This is a genomic window from Frankia sp. CeTa3Moorea, assembly GCF_978021225.1.
On sequence record NZ_CDXDOR010000253.1, the window covers coordinates 1 to 4,340 of the forward strand.

Genomic DNA, 4,340 nt, shown 5'->3' on the forward strand with positions numbered 1-4,340 from the left:
CTCTCAGGGGCGAGGCCCTGGGCGATCTCGTGCAGGTTCGGGCTGGTGGGGATGCCGGTGCACTGACTTCGCGAGGTACACCGAAAGATGTGACCTAGATCACTAGCTCCGCTTCGCGTCTCACGCTACTCGGCCGGGTCCTGGCGGTCGGTGCGCGCACCTTGACCTGGTCGGGCTGCCATCCATGCGAGGAACGTGGACTGTCGCCAGCGGGGGCGGTCTGGGACCGAGTCATCATCAGGCGGTGGTAGCCGACCGGCGGCGCGGTAGTTCCGCAGTGTTCCCGGCTTGACCCCGGCAAGCTCGGCCATCTGCTTGTAGCCAAGTAGCGGATCGTCACCTCCCACGGTTCCAGACTCTACCGAAAGATCAACACTTGAACTTTAGGGCGCAGCGTCCTAATGTTGGGGGTGTTAGCGGCCCTGCCGGTGTTGCGACCACCGGACAGGGCCTGACCACAACCCTGCGTGAACAGGATGGTGACCTGTGCCCAGTATTCCGCCGTCCGGTCAAGACCGGTGGCGCAACCCCTATGAGGGTCGGCGGCTTGTGACCTTGTCCGCAGACGAACGGACCGGCCTGTATAACGTGACCCTGACTCCAGGGGCAACCCTGCATGACATGATCAACGTGACGGCTACCGCACCTTCGGTACTCTTCGTTGATCATTGGCGGTTGAGCCCCAATGATCCGGCGGTGGTCTTGCAGTTCCGGGCAACGCCGGACCTGGGCAGCGTGCTCCCGTGAGGCACGAAACGGCGGGGTGGGTGCCTGCGGACACGATGCCGGGCTGCGGCCGGTGGACTCCCTATCAGGAATCGCTGTTCGTGATCCTCGTGGCTGGTCCTGCGGGTCCCACGGGGCGGCGGCTGCTCGGCTGCCTGCTGCGTTCTGATCCACGGTCCGTGGTCGCACTCGCGGACATGATCAGAAGTCGGCGCGGCGGCCGGTAAGCGGCTGGTCTAAACGGCCGGTGACCTCGCCTGGGGTTGCCGGCCGTTCGCCGTTTCCGGCCTTCAACAACCTATACAAAATTTGCGATGATGTAGGTACAGCAACGAAAGCGGCCCGACCGGTGCGGGAACACCGATCCGGGCCTGAGTCCCACAACCTGCCAGACCAGGAGCGGAACCTATGTTTACTATGCCAGATGATCCGGTGCGGCAGAGCGCCTACCTCGTTGATCAGTTGATTGCCGCGGTGCGCGAGGCGCTGGCATTGGTGGCGGCTGAGCTGGACGACGGTCCGCTTGCCGGTCCGCCCGGGAACCTCGTACCTCGCGCCGCGGCGTCGGCGCTGCGTGACCTGTCCGCGATGATCGGCATCGTGACGAGCACGAACAGCCTCGCGGTCCTTGATGCGGTGTGGTTCGGTCTGCTTGAGGCGTCGGACGGCGTGTCGGCTTGCCGCGCATCCGGCGAGGATGCGTGATGCCGGGGCTGGCGCGGGCGTTGAACTTCGTTCGTCAGGACGTCAGCGTGACCGAGCGGGATGATCAGCGAGCGGTGTTCGCTGCGGCATGCTCGGCACGGGCCTGGCAGGCCGGTGGGACGGTCTACCAGACCGCTGACAGGCTGCATGAGTGGGCGGCGGTCGTCCGGCTCGTCCACTCCGGCGCCTACGACCTGGTGGTCGTCGACACGATCGACCGGTTGGCCACCACTGAAGCGGGGCGGATGGCGGTACTGGGCATGCTGCGCCGCACGGGGATCCGCGTCCTTGCAGTACGTGACGGCGTGGATACGGGTGATCCGGTGGGCTGCGCTCTCGTCGACTCGCTGTTCACCTAAGAAATGATCAGGATCGGGTCGGGTGGCTGCAACGCCACCCGACCCGGTTTTTGATCCTTCACAGACCCCGGGCTGAGCTGATCTCCTCCGTCGGTCGGGCGGCTGCGCCCTACGTCGGGTTCTCCCGGCCGGGCAAGGGCGCCGACGGCCCGTCCCCGTGCTGGGTGCGGCGCGTCCCTTGCCCGGCCGGGAGGTTCCGGCGTAGCCCCTTGGGGGTCCGGGCGGCGGAGGCGATCAGCGGACGTACGCGGCATCTCCCCCCTCCTCCAGAGTGAGGGCCGGGGTTTGGGGCGGAGCCCCAACAACCAGCAACGGCACCGTTCTCGCGGACGTCGCGCGGCTCCTGGAGCACCGGCGCGGACCAGCGGCACCCTCACCAGCGATCGTCACGGACCCTCTGGCGGGGGGCCTGACGCTCCGACGCGCCGACGGGCCGACGCGCCCACGGGGCGACGCCCCGATGGGGTGCCGACCGGAGGGAGGCGGGGTCCCATCGTGGTGCGGCGATCCCGTAGGCGCGGCGCGCACGGCGACGCGCGGCGCGTGCGACAGGTCACACGCGCGCGCCGTAGGCGCGCCTTGACGGGGTAGAGAACATTGGCGACGATCTAGATGGTTGGGCCTGCTGGGAGCGCACGGCGCTCAGATGAGACCTGTTCACCCAGGTCGCGGACAGGTTCGAGCCGTGCCCACTCCTCGTTGCGGGCGAGGGTGCGCCAAATACCGGCGGCCCGGTTGAAGGTCGGGCCGTTGGTCACTTCCTTGCCGTCAACGATCATGAGGGCGTCACTTGCTGCGGTGGCTGCCTGTTCGGGGTCTGGGTGGGTGCGGTGGATGAAGGCCCGTGCGAGTGCGAGATGGGTGCCGGCGGTGCTGACGTACCGTCCGGTTCCGCTGAGCATCGCCAACGACGCGCGGGCGTGTGGCTCGGCTTCGTCACCCTTGCCGAGATAGCCGAGTACCACCGCATTGAAAGCTTCGCTGGACTCTTCGTCGATCGGTGAAGGTCCTGGCAGGCGGTTGCCGGTCCAGAGATGATCATTCATGGTCCGCAAGGCGGTTAGTGCTTCGTCTTCGCGGCTGGTGATGGCGTAGGCGCGGGCCTGTGCGCAGGCGAGGAGCGGGACGATATAGGGGTGCGCCTGCGGCTGGGCCTGGGCGGCGATGTCCGCAGCGGTCTCGAACTCGCGGGCGAAGAAGGCCACGGCGGAGCGCATGGCGGCAACCGATCCGGCAAGTAGTGGGTTACCGGCTGCCTGGGCGTGTTGAGCGGCGAGGACGAAGAACGTCAACGCGCCGTCGTCATCGCCCATGTCGAAGGCGAGTCGACCACGGTAGAAGGCGTATTGGCCGGCGAGGAGTTCGAGGTCGCGACGGTCGGTGCCGGTGACTCTGGTTTCCAACCGGGCTTCCGCATCGTCCCACGCCTGTTCGACGGGTCCGAGTAGATCCGCGTGCGGTGTCGTGGAGTAGATCCGGGTGAGGCGTTGGATGCCCTGGTGGAGCTGGGCGACACTGAGGGGGTCCGGGGTGGACGCGGCGATGGCGCGGGAGATCTGCGCGGCGCGGCTGGTGGCGCCAGTCGTGGCGGTGCTGGCGGCAAGGAGGATGCCGGTGCCGAGTAGGTCACGGCGGCGCGACGGACTCACCTCCTCGCGGGGCGGCCCGCTGCCGGGCTCCGCCTGCATGACGGGACGTGGTAGCACGGGCGGCGGGGCTACGGCCTGTGTCTCACGGTAGCGAGTGGGATTCCGGGTCAGCAAATCTTCCACGGAAACGTGAAACATCTCCTCCAACACCCGGCATGCCGCCGGATAGGGCCTGGTGGCTACCTGGCCGGCGATCCACCGTTTCGCCTGCCGGTCGCTGAGTGGCCCCGGCACCCGAAGATCGTTGTTTTCCCGGCTAAGTGTGCGGGCGGTGGTGTCGAAGACACGGCGGAAGTCGTCGCAACTCCAGTTCCGATCATGAAGTAGTCGGGCGAGCATCGTGTCGCTGCGGGGCGGGGCCATCAGCGGTCCTTCCGACTGTCTGGCGGGGTCTGAGGTCCTGGTCAGGTGCCATGTTCCGACCGCCGGCCTCGAATGTCACGGGATGGCATCAGGAAGGCACGGATGGCATGCGGATGCCGTGCCGTGCCGTCATGGTGGCGGCGTTCCCCTGCGCCCCGACGGTCACTGTGATGCCTGGTTCGGTGGCCGATAGTGATGTCCGGCGGTTCTGGTCGGGTTGGCCTTCGTGTCCTCGGCGGGCGCTGTGAACGGTTCCGGGCGGGCTGTTCCACGGGGGTGGGGCCTGCCCGGGGCCACCTTGTTGTGATCACGAGACGAGGGGGGTCCTGGCGTGGGCCGGTGGGAGGACGAGCACTTTGCCCGGTTGGAATGTGAGGTGCCGGTGCGGGGCCGGGATCGTCTGGCCTGGTGGCGGACGACGCGGGCCGGCCTGGGGGCGGTGGAGGTGGCCGCGGTGCCGGTCGGGACGCTCGGGCTGCTCGACACCCCGGGGGTAGCGGTGCGGCATGGCCGGGTTCCGGCGGGGGCGGGGTTGCTG

General features: G+C 67.9%; 4 protein-coding genes and 1 pseudogene. 4 read left to right on the top strand and 1 reads right to left on the bottom strand.

The genetic code is table 11. From position 1 onward, the window contains the following. Positions 1 to 549 precede the first annotated feature (549 nt). The 3 genes from AC08OV_RS23770 to AC08OV_RS23780 all read left to right on the top strand — a co-directional run bounded on the left by AC08OV_RS23770 (position 550) and on the right by AC08OV_RS23780 (position 1,790). Positions 550 to 747, top strand: a complete 198-nt coding sequence (locus AC08OV_RS23770) for a hypothetical protein (protein ID WP_476620353.1) — start codon at positions 550 to 552, stop codon at positions 745 to 747. Positions 748 to 1,134: 387 nt separating this feature from the next. After that, positions 1,135 to 1,431: a hypothetical protein gene (locus AC08OV_RS23775; RefSeq protein ID WP_476615877.1), complete on the top strand. Its 297-nt coding sequence runs from the start codon at positions 1,135 to 1,137 to the stop codon at positions 1,429 to 1,431. Beyond that, complete coding sequence (locus AC08OV_RS23780) at positions 1,431 to 1,790, top strand: serine integrase family protein (RefSeq protein ID WP_085015407.1); 360 nt, start codon at positions 1,431 to 1,433, stop codon at positions 1,788 to 1,790. Before AC08OV_RS23775 ends, AC08OV_RS23780 begins: the two co-directional genes overlap by 1 nt. A 608-nt stretch (positions 1,791 to 2,398) precedes the next feature. Here the strand turns inward: AC08OV_RS23780 and AC08OV_RS23785 are convergent. Further along, entirely contained in the window at positions 2,399 to 3,802 is a 1,404-nt protein-coding gene (locus tag AC08OV_RS23785) for a hypothetical protein (protein WP_476615878.1), read from the bottom strand. A gap of 331 nt (positions 3,803 to 4,133) precedes the next feature. Here AC08OV_RS23785 and AC08OV_RS23790 point away from each other — a divergent pair. Next, positions 4,134 to 4,340: pseudogene (locus AC08OV_RS23790) on the top strand (DUF397 domain-containing protein); the annotation flags it as partial.

Coding starts and splice junctions, on each gene's coding strand:
- AC08OV_RS23780 (WP_085015407.1), top strand. CDS start 1,431: ATGCCGGGGCTGGCGCGGGCGTTGAACTTCGTTCGTCAGGACGTCAGC.
- AC08OV_RS23775 (WP_476615877.1), top strand. CDS start 1,135: ATGTTTACTATGCCAGATGATCCGGTGCGGCAGAGCGCCTACCTCGTT.
- AC08OV_RS23785 (WP_476615878.1), bottom strand. CDS start 3,802: ATGGCCCCGCCCCGCAGCGACACGATGCTCGCCCGACTACTTCATGAT.